The organism is Azohydromonas lata NBRC 102462 (genome assembly GCF_001571085.1).
GTDB classification, from domain to species: Bacteria; Pseudomonadota; Gammaproteobacteria; order Burkholderiales; family Burkholderiaceae_C; genus Azohydromonas; species Azohydromonas lata.
Window position 1 is genome coordinate 1 of the sequence record NZ_BCTC01000145.1, and the last position, 13,958, is coordinate 13,958.

The window sequence follows — 13,958 nt, forward strand, 5'->3', positions numbered from 1 at the left end:
GGTGGAAGCAGCTTTCCGGATTTGGAACACTCCAGATTCCGGGCAGTTAGCTCAGCGGTAGAGCACTGCCTTCACACGGCAGGGGTCGCAGGTTCGAACCCTGCACTGCCCACCAAAAAGAAAGCCCCGCAGACTTCGGTCTGCGGGGCTTTTCTCATTGGCCGGCCCAGATCATCTGTCCTTGAAGCCCCGGCATATGGTCGCGGGCGCGACAAATTCACGCCTTGGGCCTGTGCGGGGCTGCCGGTTGTGCTGGCAACCGGGCACAGGGTGCCGGCTTGATCAGCTGCCGCTGCCGCGCAGCGCGCGTTCGATCATCTGCAGCGCGTGCCCGGCCACCTGCGGGCAGTCCACGCCCGGGGCCAGTTGCAGGTGCTCCATGGCGCAGGCCTCGCGTATGGACGCCAGGCCGTGCACCGTGGCCCAAATGAACATGGCATGCCTATCCACCTCGGCGCGCTGCGCTTCGCCCGCGCCGTAGATGCGGCGCAGCACGTCGCGCAGCACGTCGAAGGCATGCAGCGCGTCGCGCGCCAGCTCGGTGTGATCCACGCCCTCCGGCCAGGGGCCGCCGAACATCAGCCGGTACTCCAGCGGATGCGCTGCGGCGTAGGTCAGGTACTGGTAACCCAGCGACTGCAGGTCCGCTGCCGGGTCCGCATGGCGCTCGCGTGCGTCCAGCGCTTGCGTGAAATCCTGAAAGCAGCGGCGCATCACCTCCGCCAGCAAGTGGTCGCGGCTGGGGTAGTGCTTGTACGGCGCCTGGTGCGACACGCCCAACTTGCGCGAGACCTCGCGCAGGCTCAGCTGCTCGATGCCGTGCTCGGCAATCACCTCGCGCGCAGCGCGCACACAGGCCTCCTTCAGGTCGACGGATTCCTCAACTTCAGAGCGGGTGCTGGGCATGTGCGGATTCTCGCAGCGTGGGTCCGCCCGTCGGCCGCGCCAGGTCACGGCTGCCGATACGCGGGCAGAAACACCATTGTCCCTTCCAGGTTGACAGTGTCAACGCGTTTCAAGCATCATGGTTGACACCGTCAACCCGCTTTGGGGCCGCCATGGATTTCCGACCCTCGTCTGCCGCCGCGCCGCCTGGTGCTTCCGGTCCAAGCCCGTCGCGCTCCTGTTTGCATGCGTGGCCGCCGGCAGCGCTGCGCGCTGGCCGTGCGGCACTGCATTGGCGCCGTGCCGCCGTGGGCTTGGGCGCTGCGCTGCTGCTGTCCGCCTGCGCGGGCGGGCCGCCAGGGCCGGTGAAATCCGGGCCGGCCGCGCTGCTGACGCCCGCCTTTGGCCAGGCCGGCGAGATCTCAGGCGCTTTCGAGGCGCACTGGTGGCAGCGCTTCAACGACGCGACGCTCGCCGCGCTGGTGGCCGAGGCGCAGCGCGCCAACCTGGACCTGCGCATCGCCGCCGAGCGCGTACAGCAGGCGCGCGCAGGCAGCACGGCGGCGGCGTCGCGCCTGGCGCCCACCGTGGGCCTGACCGCCAGCGCGTCCGACCAGCGCAGCGGGTTGCCGGACGAGGTGAAGCGCGGCCAGCCCGACGTGCGCGCGTTGAGGGCTGGGCTGGACCTGGGTTGGGAAGTGGATCTTTTCGGCGCCGCCCGCGCCGCGGCGGACGCCGCCGAGCTCGACGCCCAAGCCGCCGCCGAAGGCGCCGAAGGCGCGCGGCTGCTGGCCGCGGGCGAGGCGGCGCGGCTGTACCTCGTCTGGCAGGGTGCCCGCGCGCGGCTGCAGCGGCTGCAGTCGCTGCTGCAGGCCCAGGCCGATACCGAGCGCCTCACCCGCAGCCGCGCCGCCGAGGGTTTATCCAGCCGTTTTGACGTGGCCCGTGCCGCTGCCGAAACGCAGTCCCTGGCCGCGCAGCTGCCGCCGCTGCGCACGCTGGTGGCCGTGACCGAGCAGCAGATCGCCGTGCTGTTGGGCCGCAACCCGGGCGAGCCGCTGCCGCTGCTGCAGGCCGCCGCTTCCGCCACGCTGCCGGACGCGCCGGCCCTGGCGCCGGGCCAGCCCGTCGAGCTGCTGGCGCGCCGCCCGGATTTGCGCGCGGCCGAGCGGCAGCTCGCCGCCGAAGGCGCCCGGCTGCGCGAGGCGCGCGCCGACCTGCTGCCCAAGTTCTTCTTCAGCGCCTTGTTGGGCCGGCAGGACTTGCGCATCAACGGCCTGGACCTCGCGCCCGTGCGCCTGAGCAGCGTGGCGCTGGCCTTTACAACCCCGATCTTCAACGCCGGGCGGCTGCGCGCGGCGCAGGAGCGTGCCTCCTCGCGCGAGCGCGCGGCCGAGCTGTCCTACGAGCGCGCCACGCTGGCGGCGCTGCAGGAAGTCGAAAGCTCGCTGGTGGCGCTGGCCCAGGAGCGTGAACGCGGCACCGCGCTGGACGCGCTGCTGGCCGAGCGCCGCGCCGCGCTCGCGCATGCCCAGTCGCTGCGCCGCGAAGGCCAGATCGACCTGCTGCAACTGCTGGACGTGCAGCGCGGCCTCATCGCCGCGGAGCTGTCGCACGTCGAGCACCGCACCCAGCTCGCGCTGGACGCGGTGCAGCTCTACCGCGCGTTGGGCGGCGGCTGGCGCACGGGTGAACCTGCCGCGGCCGCGCCGTCCTCCAACCCCTCCAGCCTGTGACCACCATGACCTCCACACCCCTTCCTCGCCGGCTGGCGGCCGCCCTGGCGCTGCCCCTGCTGCTGGCCGCCTGCTCCAAGCCGACCGAGCCTGCGCCTGTGGTGCCGGCCGTCTACGTCACGCCCGTGCAATACACGGCTGCGGGCGCTGAGCGCCGTTTCAGCGCCACGCTGGCCGCGCGCACCGAGAGCGACCTGGCTTTCCGCACCGGCGGCAAGCTCGTCGCGCGGCTGGTGGACGTGGGTCAGGCCGTTCGCGCGGGCCAGCCCTTGGCGCGGCTGGATGCGGCCGACTACCAGCTTGGCGCCGAAGCTGCCGCCGAGCAGTTGCGCGCCGCCGAGGTGGACGCCGCGCAATCCGCCAGCGACGCCGCGCGCTTTGCCCGGCTGCTGGCCGACGGCAGCGTGGGCGCCGCCGACCAGGAGCGGCTGCAGGCCAAGGCCGACACCGCCGCCGCGCGCGTGCAGCAGGCCCGCCGCCAACTGGAGCTGGCGCGCAACCGCAACGCCTACACCGTGCTCACGGCGCCCTTCGACGGCGTGGTCAGCGCCGCGCGCGCCGAGGTCGGCCAGGTGGTGGCCGAAGGCCAGCCCGTGTTCCAACTGGCCCGCGACCGCGAGCTGGAAGTGGTGGTGGACGTGCCAGAAGCCCTGGCCGCCGACCTGCGCGAACGCCGCGCTACCGTGCGCGTGGCCGGCGGCGCGGCGCAGGCGCTGCGCTTGCGCGAGCTCTCGCCCACCGCCGCCGCCGGCACGCGCAGCTTCCGCGCCCGCTACGCCCTGGTCTCGGCCGCGCCCGCGCTCTGGCGCATGGGCATGACGGCCGAGGTTGCGCTGGCCGCGCCGCGCGCGGGCAGCGAGCCCGTGGCCGAGCTGCCCGTGGGCGCGTTGCTGAGCACGCAGGGGCAGGCCACGGTGTGGGTGGTGGACGACCCGGCCGCCACGCCGGCCAAGCTCACGCGCCGCAGCGTCACGGTGGTTGCGCAGGGCAACGACAGCGTCACGCTGCGCGGCCTGGAAGAGGGCGCCTGGGTGGTCAGTGCCGGCGCGCACCGGCTGGACGCCGGCATGGCCGTGCGCCCCGTCAAGCGCCCGCTGGACGAGCCGCTGCCCAGGCCGCAGGCCCAGGCCGAACCCCAGCCGCAAGCCGCGGCTTCAGCCGCTGTCCTGCAGGTGGCGCGATGAAAGACTTCAACCTCTCCGCTTGGGCCGTGCAACACCGGCCGCTGGTGCTGTTCCTGCTGCTGGCCACGCTGGTCGCGGGCGTGTTTTCCTTCACGCGGTTGGGCCGGCTGGAAGACCCGGTGTTCGAGGTGCCCAGCATGACCGTCACCGTCGCCTGGCCCGGCGCCAGCGCGCAGCAGGTGCAGGACCAGGTGCTCAACCGCCTGGAGCGCGCGCTGCAGGAGCTCGACGGGCTGGACAACGTGCGCAGCTTCGCCCGCCAGGGCTTTGGCGGCATCACGTTGTGGATGCAGGGCGGCACCGACAAGGCCGGCCTGGAGGCCGCCTGGTACCAGGCGCGCAAGAAGGTGGGCGACATACGCCACGAGCTGCCCGAGGGCGTGCGCGGCCCCTTCTTCAACGACGAGTTCACCGACGTGTACGGGGTGCTCTACGCCCTGGCCGCGCCGGACCTGGGCTTTCCCGAAATGCACGCCCTGGCCGAGGACGTCAAGCGCGCGCTGCAGGCCGTGCCCGGCGTGGTCAAGGTGGACGTGATGGGCCGCCAGGCCGAGCAGGTGCACGTGGAGTTTTCCAGCCAGCGCCTGGCCGCCATGGGGTTGACGCCGCAACTTCTGATTGAAACCCTCTCGCGCCAGAGCGCATTGCTGCCCGCCGGCGCGGTGGACGGCCGCGTGGACCGCGGCGTCGTGCGCGTGGCCGGCGTGCCCGGCGGCGCGGCGCAGGTGGCGGCGCTGCCCATCGCGGTGGGCGATCGGCTGCTCAAGCTCAGCGACGTGGCCGACGTGCGCGCCGCGCTGGAAGACCCGCCTGCCTTCACCGTGCGCCGCAACGGCGAGCCCGTGCTGGCGCTGGGCGTGGTGCTCTCGCGCCAGGCCAACGTGCTGCACGTGGGCCAGGCGCTGGACGCCGCCACCGCCGCGCTGGCGCCGCGCCTGCCCCTGGGCGTGTCGCTGGAGAAGTACGCCGACCAGCCGCAGGTGGTGGAGGACGCGGTGTGGGAGTTCGAGCGCGCGTTCCTGGAGGCGCTGGCCATCGTCCTGGCCGTGTGCTTCGTGGCCCTGGGCTGGCGCAGCGGCGTGGTGGTGGCCGCCTCGGTGCCGCTGGTGCTTGGGCTGGTGGCCATCGTCATGGTCTGGCGCGGCTGGGCGCTGGACCGCATCTCGCTGGGTGCCCTCATCATCGCCCTGGGCCTGCTGGTGGACGACGCCATCATCGCCGTGGAGATGATGGTGGTGAAGATCGAGGAGGGCTACGACCGTGTCAAGGCCGCCGGCTTCGCCTGGACCTCCACCGCCTTCCCCATGCTCACCGGCACGCTGGTGACGGTGGCGGGCTTCATGCCCGTGGGCTTCGCGCACTCCATCTCCGGCCAGTACGCGGGCGGGATCTTCTGGGTGGTGGGCGTGGCGCTGCTGGCCTCGTGGGTGGTGGCGGTGGTGTTCACGCCCTACCTGGGCGTCAAGCTGCTGCCCAAGGTGATGAAGCCCAGGCACCACGGCGTGCACGAGGGGCCGCTGTACGCGCGCATGCGCCGCGTCGTGGGTTGGGCCGTGGCGCGCCGCGGCTGGGTGCTCGCCGGCACGCTGGCGCTGTTCGTGGTGGCCGGCGCGGGCATGGGCCTGGTGCAGCAGCAGTTCTTTCCCACGGCCTCGCGCACCGAGCTGCTGGTGGACCTGCAGTTGCGCGAAGGCGCCTCCTTCGCCGCGACGCAGGCGCAAGTCAAGCGCGTGGAAGACATCCTCAAGGCCGACGCCGGGGTGCAGGGCTTCACGGCCTACACCGGCGCGGGCACGCCGCGCTTTTTCCTGAGCCTGTCGCCGGAGCTGCCCAACCCGGGCTACGCGCAGTTCGTGGTGCAGACGCCCAACATGGCCGCGCGCGAGGCGGTACGCACGCGGCTGCGCGCCGTGTTCGATGCGGGCGAAACATTCCCCGACCTGCGAGGGCGCGTGCAGCGCCTGGAGTTCGGCCCGCCGGTGGGTTACCCGGTGCAGTTCCGCGTCATCGGCCCCGAGGTGGACGAGGTGCGCCGCATCGCCGCGCGCGTGCGCGACCTGGTGCGCCAAAGCCCGCTGGTGCGCGACACGCACCTGGAGTGGAACGAGCAGGTGCGCACCGTGCGCGTGGTGGTGGACCAGGACCGCGCCCAACAACTGGGCCTGGCCACGCAGGACATTGCCGCCACCGTGCAGACGGCCCTCTCCGGCGCCCCCGTGGCGCAACTGCGCCGCGGCGAGGAGCTCATCGACGTGGTGCTGCGCGCCCAGCCCGGCGAGCGCCGCTCGCTGCAGCAGTTGGAGGACTTGCCGCTCTTCACCCGCGCGGGTGTGAGCGTGCCGCTGTCGCAGGTGGCGCAGTTGATGCCGGACTGGGAGGAGCCCGTGCTGTGGCGCCGCAACCGCGACATGACGCTCAACGTGCGCAGCGACCTGGCCGAAGGCGTGCAGGGGCCGTATGCCACGCAGCAGATCTGGCCCTCGCTGCAGCCCGTGCTGCAGAGCCTGCCGCCGGGCTACCGCATCGAGTTGGGCGGCGCCATCGAGGAGAGCGACAAGAGCAACGTGGCGCTGGCGGCGGTGTTTCCGGCCATGTTCGCGGTGACGCTGCTCATCCTCATGCTGCAGTTGCAGAGTTTCAGCCGCATGGCGCTGGTGTTCCTGACGGCCCCGCTGGGCTTGATCGGCGTGGTGCCGGCGCTGCTGCTGTTCAACGCGCCGTTTGGCTTCGTGGCGCTGCTGGGGGTGATCGCGCTGGGCGGGATGATCATGCGCAACGCCGTGATCCTGGTGGACCAGATAGACCGTGACATCGCTGCCGGCAGCACGCCGTGGACGGCCATCGTCGAGGCCACCGTGCGCCGCGCGCGCCCGGTGGTGCTCACGGCCGCGGCGGCCATCCTGGCCATGATTCCGCTGACGCGCAGCATCTTCTGGGGGCCCATGGCCATGTCCATCATGGGCGGGCTGGTGGTGGCCACGGCGCTGACGCTGGTGGTCGTCCCGGCGCTGTACGCGGCCTGGTTCCGCGTGCGGCGCGAGGCGGCCGGGGCGGTGCCCACGCTGCCGCCCACGGTGCCCGCGGCGGCGGGTGGATAGCCTGGGCGCCGCGCACGTCACGCGCGCAGCGCCGGCCTGTCCGGGGGCGTGCGTGGTGCGCCAGCCGCCAAAACCACGCGGTTTCCAAGGGAAAACGCGGGGACAGGTGTTTGACAGGGCGACTGTGGATCATCGCCACAGCCGTACCCGCCCTGTCCCATGCCACCCCGTTTCACGCCACCCATCAATGCCTTTGCTGCCGCTGCCTCCGGCGGCACGCTCAGGCGTTTCTGGGGGCGGCTTGGGCTGCGCATGGGCTTTTATGCCGGCATGGCCACGCCGTTCACACGGCCGGATTGGTCCACGGCGCAGCGGCTGGTTTTCGTGTGCCTGGCCAACCTGAACCGCAGTGCGCTGGCACAGGCGCTGTGCGAGCAGTCCGGCATTCCCACGGCTTCCTGCGGGCTGTACACGGTGACGGGCCGCCGTTGCTTTTCCTCCACCGTGCGCGTTGCCGCGGACATGGGCGTGGCGCTGCAGCGGCACCATGCCTCGCACTGGCTGGATTTCGCCCATCGCGATGGCGACCTCTACCTGGTCATGGAGCCGCGCCACGCCGAGCATCTGCTGCGCCGCGGTGTGCCGGCGCAGCGCATTGCGCTGCTAGGCCATTGGGCGCGGCCGCGCCGGCTGCGCATACGCGATCCCTATGGGCGCAGCGAGCTTGAGCTGCGCCGCTGTTTCGAGCTGATTCGCAGCGCGGTCTCGCAGCTCGCGGCCGAGTTGCAGGCTCAAGGCGCCGTGCTGTGCCGACCGGGGCAGGCCGGCATGCGCAAGCCTGTGGCCGGCGGCGTGCAAGGCGCCGAGCCCGGCCCCGCCGTCGCCTGAGCGTGAACACGGCTTGAGGCCGTGCGCACAAGAGGCCGCAATTCACGCGCGCCGCGCCGGTGCTTTTGCGGACGACGGGGCGAGTTGCCCGCGGGCCGTCAAACTTGCTCGTTTGGCCGTTTGACGTACCCGGAGACTTCCATGCAGCGCCTTGCAGTTCCGCTGTTCCGACTGTTTCTTGTCGTGCTGGCCGCGCTGGCCTTGCTGCGGGCGGCCCCTGCAACGGCCGCCGACTGGATGAGCGCCAGCCGCGAGCCCGTGGGCCTGGCGCCGGACCCGGCGCAGGTGCGCGAGGCCATGGTGCAGGTCTACGGCGCGCGCGTCGTGGGCGCCAAGGGCCTCTTCGGCGTGCACACCTGGGTGGCGGTGAAGCCCACGGCCGCACCGGCCTGGACGGTGTACGAGGTCATAGGCTGGCGGCTGGGCTGGACGGACAACGTGGTGGTCGTCCGCCAGGGCGCGCCGGATGCGCGCTGGTTCGGCGCCGAGCCGGAGCTGTACGCGCAAAAGCGCGGTGCCGGCGTGGATGCGCTCATCGAGCGCATCGGCCAGGCCGTCAAGCGCTACCCCTATGCCGGCGAGTACAGGCTGTGGCCGGGGCCCAATTCCAACACCTTCACGGCCTGGATCAGCCGCAACGTGCCGGAGCTGGAGCTGGACCTGCCCGCCACCGCCATAGGCAAGGACTTCACCGGCACCACGCTGCTTGGGCCCGCGCCCAGCGGCCATGGCTTTCAACTCTCGTTGGGCGGGCTGCTTGGTTTGGCGGTGAGCGCCGTGGACGGCGTGGAGCTCAACCTGCTGGGCCTGAACTTCGGCGTGAGCCCGCTGGGCGTGAAGCTGCCTTTCGTTGGGCGCATCGGCGGGTTTCATCCGCCGGCACAGGGCGTGGCCGAGGTGCCGGCCGCGCGCGAGGAGCCCGCGGGCAAGGCGCTGTGATCTGCCCGTGTATCGACTGCTGATCGATGGCCTATTGGCCTGGTAGGAGGCCCGCTTGCGGGCCGAATCGCCAGCACATCGTGATGCCCGCCGGGTTCGGCGCCGCAAGCGGGCTTCCTACAGGCGATGGCCGTGGCGCCTGGGCGTCACAGCTTCGAGACGTTGCGGGCCCAGTCGATGATTTCGTCCAGGGCGCGCCAGGCGGCGGCGCTGTCCTGGCGCGCCTGCTCGGCGGCCTCGACGCCGCGGCGTTGCAGGTCGGCCACGCGGGCATGGGCCCAGGCCTCGTAGCCGCGCGGGGCGAAATCCATTGCGCTTTCCAGCACGGCGCGGCGCTGCGCTTCGAAAGCGGTGGGATCGGTTTGGGCCAGGTGGGCCATCTGGTCGAAGTTGAAGGGCAGGATGGATCGCATGGTCAGGGCCTCAGGCTGGAACTTGGAAATGCGGAGTCCAAAAAAATCCTGCCTAACCCGCAACAGCGGCGCCCGCCTGAACTGCACGGAGGCTCCAACTTCTTGTCCTGTCGCGGCCTGGGGAATTCAGGCTTCGCTGGGACGGGAATCTACGCAGGCGGCCCAAAAAAGCTTGACGACATTGATACATGCGCAACCCGCCGCCGGCCGCGGCGGCTGCACGCCACGAGCTGATCCGGCACCGCTCCACCGCCAGCCGCGAGGTCCAAAGCGCAGCTTCTCCCCAGACGGAAAAGCGCAAAAGTTCCCCGCCTGTTGCTCACCGACGCACGTGCAACCGGGCGCAAATCCAGCGGAATGATTCGCAATTGAGGGTTTACGCTAGGTGCCGTGTTGCAGTGCAGCAATCGAAGACCGACAAGGAGTTTTGATGGACCTTCCGACCCGCCTTTTGCTGGAGAACCAGGCCTGGGCCGACGAGATGGATGCGCGCTCACCCGCCTTCTTCGAGCGAATGAGCAGCGGGCAGCAGCCCGGCGTGTTCTGGATTGGTTGCGCGGACAGCCGCGTGCCGGCCGAGCGCATCGTCAATGCCGCGCCGGGCGAGCTGTTCGTTCACCGCAGCATCGCCAACCTGGCGCTGCTGGAGGACAACAGCGTGATGAGCGCGCTGCAGTACGCGCTGGACGTGCTGGGGGTGGAGTCCGTGATCGTGTGCGGGCATGACGCCTGCGGCGGCGTGCGCGCGGCCCTCCTGCCGCCCTCCGGGTCGGAGTCCGACGCCGGCGCCGCTCCCGGCCACGCCCGCGCCGACTACCTGGCCGAGCGCATACGCCCGCTGCGCCGCCTCTACCAGCAGCACCGCCACCAGGTGGACGACGGCGGCAGCGGGCTGCCCGCCGACGCGGCGCTGGCCGCGCAGGTGGACCGGCTGGTGACGCTCAACGTCATCGAGCAGGTGCGCACGCTGGCCTCCACGGCGCTGGTGCAGCGCGCTTGGCAGCGCGGCCAGCGCCTGCGCCTGCTGGGCTGGGTGTACGGCCTGCGCAACGGCCGCCTGCGCCAGGTGCACGCGGTGGACGCGCCGGGCGTGGCGCTCAGGCGCGCGGCCTGAACAACGCCGCAGCGACACCGAAGCAGGTGCGCAGCGCCGCCCCGGCGCTCCCTCGCTCCTGCCGCTTTCCCTCCTTCTGAAGAACCCGCCCCGGCCACGCCTTGACGGCGGCGGTGCAGGGCGCCCGCTCAGGGCCCGCGCCCTGTCTGTCTGACTCTTTCTTCGCACGTCTCCCCATGCAGTCCCCCGTTTCGTCCTCCCCTGGCGCCGCCCCGCGCGGCCTTTCCTTGCGCCACCTGCGCCACGACCTGCCGGCCGGCGTGGTGGTGTTTCTCGTCGCCTTGCCGCTGTGCCTGGGCATTGCGCTGGCCAGCGGCGTGCCTTTGCTGGCCGGCCTGGTCTCCGGCGTGGTGGGTGGCCTGGTCGTCGCGGCCCTCTCGGGCTCGCAGCTCAGCGTCAGCGGCCCGGCGGCGGGGCTGGTGGTCATCGTCGTCAACGCCATCGCCACGCTGGGCAGCTTCGAAGCCTTTCTCGTGGCCGTGATCCTGGCCGGCGTGCTGCAGGGGCTGTTCGGCCTGCTGCGCGCGGGCGACATAGGCGCCTGTTTCCCCTCGCCGGTGATCAAGGGGATGCTGGCCGCCATCGGCCTGCTGCTGATCATTAAGCAGTTGCCCGTGGCCTTCGGCTTTGCCTCCACGCCGCACATGCTCGAAGGTGTGCCGCGCGACGCGCAGGCGCTGGACGCCATGGCGCTGGTGCTGGACTCCGTGAGCGAGGCGGCGGTGGCCGTGGCGGCCGGGGCGCTGCTGATCCTGTTCCTGTGGGAGCTGCCCGCGGTGAAGCGGCTGCCCGTGGTCGGCAAGCTGCCCGGCGCGCTGCTGGCCGTGCTGTGGGGCGTGGGCTGCCAGGCCTTCTTCCGCGCGGCGATGCCGTCCGAGGCGCTGGTGGAGCACCAGCTCGTGTCGCTGCCCAAGGTGGACGGCGTGGGCTCGCTGCTTGGGCAACTGGCCTCGCCGGACTGGTCCGCATTGGCCAACCCGCAGCTCTACACGGTGGCGGTGACGCTGGCCGTGGTGGCCAGCCTGGAAACCCTGCTCAGCCTGGAAGCCGCCGACCGGCTGGACCCGCTCAAGCGCGTGGCGCCGCCCAACCGCGAGCTGCAGGCGCAGGGCGTGGGCAACGTCGTGGCGGGCTTCCTGGGCGGGCTGCCCATCACGGCGGTGATCGTGCGCAGCTCGGCCAACATCCAGGCCGGCGCGCGCACGCGGCTGTCGGCCATGCTGCACGGCGTGCTGCTGCTCGCGAGCGTGCTGCTGCTGGTGGAGCTGCTGCGCTGGATTCCGCTGGCGGCGCTGGCCGCCGTGCTGCTGCACACGGGCTACAAGCTGGCGAAGCCGGCGATCGCGCTGGCGGCGTGGCGGCAGGGCGCGGCGATGTTCGTGCCCTTCGCGGTGACGGTGGCGGCCATCCTGGCCACGGACCTGCTCATGGGCATCCTCATCGGCCTGGTGGCGAGCATGCTGTTCGTGATCCACGCCAACACGCGCGGCGCGCTGTCCATCACCTCGCGCGAGCGCGCCCACCTGCTGCAGTTGAGCAAGGACGTGTCCTTCTTCAGCAAGGCGACGTTGCGCCGCTACCTGGAGCGGGTGCAGCCGGGCGACTCGCTGATCATCGACGGCGCGCGCTGCCGCTTCGTGGACCGCGACATCCGCGAGGCGCTGGACGATTTCATCGCCCACGCCCGCGAGCGCCACATCGAGGTGGAGCTGCGCTCCATGCCGCCGGTGGCGGCACCCGCGACGGCTGAAGTTCCGCCGGCCCGCCTGCCCGCGGCCGCCACGCGGGCGCTGTAGCGCCAAGGGTGCGCGCGAGCGCGCCAGGGCCGGCCGGCACAATGCCGCCCGGCCTTTTTTGCCTCCCGCGTCCCCGCCATGACCCCACTCCGCATTCCCGCCGTCTGCATGCGCGGCGGCGCACCAGCAAGGGCGTGTTCTTCCTCGCCCACGACCTGCCGGCCGACCCCGCCGCGCGCGACCGCCTGCTGCTGCGCGTCATCGGCAGCCCCGACCGTTACGGCAAGCACATCGACGGCATGGGCGGCGCCAGCTCCAGCACCAGCACGGTGGTGAGCCGCTTGGCGCGGCGGCTGATGGAGGGTTTCGTGAGGGTGCCGGCGGGCTGACGCACCCGCGCCTCAAGCCGCCTGCGCCAGGCGCTCCAGCAGCAGCGGTTTCACCTGCGCCACCCAGGCATCGAGCCGTTCCTCGGTGAACATGCCCTGGGTGCGCTGGTCTATGACGAGGCCGACGAAATGGTCGCCCATGACGGAGGCCGAATATTCGAACGTGTAGCCCGTGGTGGGCCAGGCGCCGATGATTTCCGCGCCCAGGGCTTGCAGCGTGTCGTGCAATTTGCGCAGCGAGCTGGCGAAGCGCTCCGAATACCGCTCCTGGGCGCCCAAGCCGAACAAGGCGATGCGCTTGCCGTCCAGCCGGGTATGGGGCGGGAGCTTGGCCAAGAATTCTTCCCAGTTCGCTTCCAGGCAACCGGCCGAGCGGCCGGGAATTTCGCCCACGCCATAGCTGGGCGTGCCGAGGATGAGGGCGTCGTATTTGAGGAAATCCTCGGGCTGGATGCGATTGACGTTCACCGGCTTGTCCGCAACGGCCTCGCCCAGCCGGGCGTGGATTTTCTTGGCAATCAGGCGGGTGGTGCCGGTCTCGGTGCCGAAGAAGATGGCAATTTTGGTCATGGAAGCCCTCTTGGTGTTTGTCGCGCCGCAGGCAATGTCTGGAATGTGAGGTTCCGGACGGCTGGGCGGGACGGATGGGGCTTGGCTTGCAAGAAGTGTGCGGGTGGAGTTTCGAGGAATGGTGAAGGGCGGTTTTCGACTGACTGTGGTCGGACCAAAGCTATTTTCGACCGGCCGCTTTGGAGTGAGGTCAGACATACCGTCCTGGAACGAGGATTGGAGCGCGATCCCGACAAGCTGGGAGCCTGTCACAGCTTCATCGTTCCAAACGTCTTGTTGGTTGGGGAGGTCGTGTCGACCCCTCGCAACCCCTTCCATCTAAGGAAACTTGACACATGGATCGCGCTGTTTGGTACCAAGCATCTCCCGAGGGCGGCAAAGCCATGACCAGCCTGCACCATTTCGTCACGAAAGGGACCGGATTGCCCAGCTTGCTGACGCACCTTGTTTTCCTTCGTGTCTCTCAGATCAACGGCTGCGCCCATTGCATCGACATCCACGCCCGCGACCTCATCGCCGAGGGAATGTCCGTCGACAAGCTCATGCTCGTTCCGGTATGGCGCGAAGCGGAATACTTGTTTTCCGAGCAAGAACGCGCCGCGCTGGCTTGGTCCGAGGAAGTGACGCGCGTCAGCGAAACACACGCCTCCGATGCGGCCTATGCAGCCGCGTTGGCCGTGTTCGGCGAGAAGGATTTGGTGGATCTGACGCTCACCGTCGCTGCCATGAATGCGATTAATCGCATGGGCATCAGCTTCCGGATGAAGCCGCGGGCTGAAGCCTGAGCTTGCGGGTCTCTGCAGGCCTGCGGCTAAAAATCTGCCACCAGAATTTTTTGAAATCGAGAGGGAAGCAAAATATTATTTGATATTGAGTGCAAAGCAGATTGCAATTGCTTTTGATTGATTTCTGCTCGCTATATCTGGTCTCGATGAAGCTTCCGCTTTCCCTCTCTTAAATTGGCTGACTTCCGTGGACAAGCCCATAGATTCCGGCCGGCCCCCAGCGTCTGAAAACCCTGGCAAGCAACGCCAAGCCTCCTAAACCCCCTAACCCGAATATTTCG

General features: G+C 70.3%; 11 protein-coding genes, 1 tRNA gene and 1 pseudogene. 10 read left to right on the forward strand and 3 right to left on the reverse strand.

Translation table 11 applies throughout. The features are described 5' to 3' along the window. Positions 1 to 40 precede the first annotated feature (40 nt). A tRNA-Val gene (locus ALA01S_RS28085) sits at positions 41 to 115 on the forward strand. Positions 116 to 282: 167 nt separating this feature from the next. Here the strand turns inward: ALA01S_RS28085 and ALA01S_RS28090 are convergent. Next, positions 283 to 906, reverse strand: coding sequence for a TetR/AcrR family transcriptional regulator (locus ALA01S_RS28090; RefSeq protein ID WP_066342567.1), 624 nt, complete (start codon positions 904 to 906; stop codon positions 283 to 285). A gap of 287 nt (positions 907 to 1,193) precedes the next feature. Between ALA01S_RS28090 and ALA01S_RS28095 the strand changes: the two genes are divergently transcribed. From ALA01S_RS28095 to ALA01S_RS28115, 5 genes are all read left to right on the forward strand, one after another. Beyond that, positions 1,194 to 2,621: an efflux transporter outer membrane subunit gene (locus ALA01S_RS28095; protein WP_066342568.1), complete on the forward strand. Its 1,428-nt coding sequence runs from the start codon at positions 1,194 to 1,196 to the stop codon at positions 2,619 to 2,621. A 5-nt stretch (positions 2,622 to 2,626) separates the two neighbouring features. Continuing rightward, the gene (locus ALA01S_RS28100; RefSeq protein WP_157119340.1) at positions 2,627 to 3,805 is read left to right on the forward strand and encodes an efflux RND transporter periplasmic adaptor subunit; all 1,179 of its coding nucleotides are present in this window, start codon (positions 2,627 to 2,629) and stop codon (positions 3,803 to 3,805) included. Next, entirely contained in the window at positions 3,802 to 6,903 is a 3,102-nt protein-coding gene (locus ALA01S_RS28105) for an efflux RND transporter permease subunit (RefSeq protein ID WP_066342570.1), read from the forward strand. The genes ALA01S_RS28100 and ALA01S_RS28105 overlap by 4 nt, the downstream gene beginning before the upstream one ends. Positions 6,904 to 7,062: 159 nt before the next feature. Next, the gene (locus tag ALA01S_RS28110; protein WP_084268033.1) at positions 7,063 to 7,731 is read left to right on the forward strand and encodes an arsenate-mycothiol transferase ArsC; all 669 of its coding nucleotides are present in this window, start codon (positions 7,063 to 7,065) and stop codon (positions 7,729 to 7,731) included. A 141-nt stretch (positions 7,732 to 7,872) separates the two neighbouring features. Continuing rightward, complete coding sequence (locus tag ALA01S_RS28115; protein ID WP_084268034.1) at positions 7,873 to 8,670, forward strand: DUF3750 domain-containing protein; 798 nt, start codon at positions 7,873 to 7,875, stop codon at positions 8,668 to 8,670. 146 nt (positions 8,671 to 8,816) lie between these two features. Here ALA01S_RS28115 and ALA01S_RS28120 read toward each other — a convergent pair whose 3' ends face one another. Next, entirely contained in the window at positions 8,817 to 9,083 is a 267-nt protein-coding gene (locus ALA01S_RS28120) for a DUF3135 domain-containing protein (protein WP_066342572.1), read from the reverse strand. Between the two features lie 430 nt (positions 9,084 to 9,513). On the opposite strand from ALA01S_RS28120, the gene ALA01S_RS28125 reads away from it, so the two are divergent. The 3 genes and pseudogenes from ALA01S_RS28125 to ALA01S_RS28135 all read left to right on the forward strand — a co-directional run. After that, positions 9,514 to 10,197: a carbonic anhydrase gene (locus ALA01S_RS28125; protein WP_066342573.1), complete on the forward strand. Its 684-nt coding sequence runs from the start codon at positions 9,514 to 9,516 to the stop codon at positions 10,195 to 10,197. A gap of 176 nt (positions 10,198 to 10,373) precedes the next feature. After that, positions 10,374 to 11,993 carry a SulP family inorganic anion transporter gene (locus ALA01S_RS28130; protein ID WP_066342574.1) on the forward strand — a complete coding sequence of 540 codons (1,620 nt, stop codon included), beginning with the start codon at positions 10,374 to 10,376 and terminating at the stop codon, positions 11,991 to 11,993. Positions 11,994 to 12,071: 78 nt separating this feature from the next. Continuing rightward, positions 12,072 to 12,268: pseudogene (locus tag ALA01S_RS28135) on the forward strand (PrpF domain-containing protein); the annotation flags it as partial. A gap of 66 nt (positions 12,269 to 12,334) precedes the next feature. On the opposite strand, the gene ALA01S_RS28140 reads toward ALA01S_RS28135, so the two are convergent. After that, positions 12,335 to 12,892, reverse strand: coding sequence for a flavodoxin (locus ALA01S_RS28140; RefSeq protein WP_066342576.1), 558 nt, complete (start codon positions 12,890 to 12,892; stop codon positions 12,335 to 12,337). 335 nt (positions 12,893 to 13,227) lie between these two features. On the opposite strand from ALA01S_RS28140, the gene ALA01S_RS28145 reads away from it, so the two are divergent. Then, positions 13,228 to 13,677 (forward strand): carboxymuconolactone decarboxylase family protein, encoded by a 450-nt coding sequence (locus ALA01S_RS28145; protein ID WP_066342577.1) that lies wholly within the window; start codon positions 13,228 to 13,230, stop codon positions 13,675 to 13,677. Positions 13,678 to 13,958: the final 281 nt, after the last annotated feature.

Bases quoted from the DNA above. Each gene is read 5' to 3' on its own strand.
- ALA01S_RS28115 (WP_084268034.1), top strand. From the start codon at position 7,873: ATGCAGCGCCTTGCAGTTCCGCTGTTCCGACTGTTTCTTGTCGTGCTG.
- ALA01S_RS28125 (WP_066342573.1), top strand. From the start codon at position 9,514: ATGGACCTTCCGACCCGCCTTTTGCTGGAGAACCAGGCCTGGGCCGAC.
- ALA01S_RS28110 (WP_084268033.1), top strand. From the start codon at position 7,063: ATGCCACCCCGTTTCACGCCACCCATCAATGCCTTTGCTGCCGCTGCC.
- ALA01S_RS28130 (WP_066342574.1), top strand. From the start codon at position 10,374: ATGCAGTCCCCCGTTTCGTCCTCCCCTGGCGCCGCCCCGCGCGGCCTT.
- ALA01S_RS28145 (WP_066342577.1), top strand. From the start codon at position 13,228: ATGGATCGCGCTGTTTGGTACCAAGCATCTCCCGAGGGCGGCAAAGCC.
- ALA01S_RS28100 (WP_157119340.1), top strand. From the start codon at position 2,627: ATGACCTCCACACCCCTTCCTCGCCGGCTGGCGGCCGCCCTGGCGCTG.
- ALA01S_RS28090 (WP_066342567.1), bottom strand. From the start codon at position 906: ATGCCCAGCACCCGCTCTGAAGTTGAGGAATCCGTCGACCTGAAGGAG.
- ALA01S_RS28105 (WP_066342570.1), top strand. From the start codon at position 3,802: ATGAAAGACTTCAACCTCTCCGCTTGGGCCGTGCAACACCGGCCGCTG.
- ALA01S_RS28120 (WP_066342572.1), bottom strand. From the start codon at position 9,083: ATGCGATCCATCCTGCCCTTCAACTTCGACCAGATGGCCCACCTGGCC.
- ALA01S_RS28140 (WP_066342576.1), bottom strand. From the start codon at position 12,892: ATGACCAAAATTGCCATCTTCTTCGGCACCGAGACCGGCACCACCCGC.